Here is a 512-nt window from a genome sequence, read left to right as displayed (position 1 = left end):
TATTGATAGGCCGTAGGAGATTCTTGTCATTGAGTGCAAAGGGATCAAGAGAGATACCTGCAGTAATAACAGAGCTGGAGGGAGCAGAGGCCGAAGCAGCATCGTTGTTTGAAAATTTAATTCGTAAAGATCTTTCCCCAATTGAAAAAGCAAAAATGGTAAGAAAGCTAGTTGATTCAACAGAGTCAGGAATTACAGGTGTTTCTAAAAAATATGGATTATCAAAGAGTACAGTCAGTGAATGGTTGAGTGTTTTGACTCTGGCAGAGCCACTGCAACAAGCATTAGAGGGAGGGGAAATAACTTTGTATGAGGCCATACAGATTGCAAGAAAACCAAAAGCAATCCAAGAAAAATTGGTTAATGCTGCATCTGATGGAAAACTACAAGAAGTCATGATAAAAACTGGGGTAAAGCGAGGAGCACCAAAAGGACTCTTGACCATACGTCTTGTCTTTAACCCAAAGAAAAGATTTGACAAAAAAATGTGGGATCAATTAAATGAACAAGCA

General features: G+C 38.9%; 1 protein-coding gene. It reads left to right on the top strand.

The genetic code is table 11. The features are described 5' to 3' along the window. Positions 1 to 2: 2 nt before the first annotated feature. Positions 3 to 512 (top strand): ParB/RepB/Spo0J family partition protein (locus DYY66_RS03040; protein ID WP_255496017.1); only part of this gene is annotated, 510 nt, incomplete at its 3' end.

The organism is Candidatus Nitrosotalea sp. FS (genome assembly GCF_011319475.1).
GTDB lineage: Archaea > Thermoproteota > Nitrososphaeria > Nitrososphaerales > Nitrosopumilaceae > Nitrosotalea.
The sequence above is the reverse complement of the archived record's forward strand: the minus strand, read 5'-3'. Positions and strand labels throughout refer to the sequence as shown.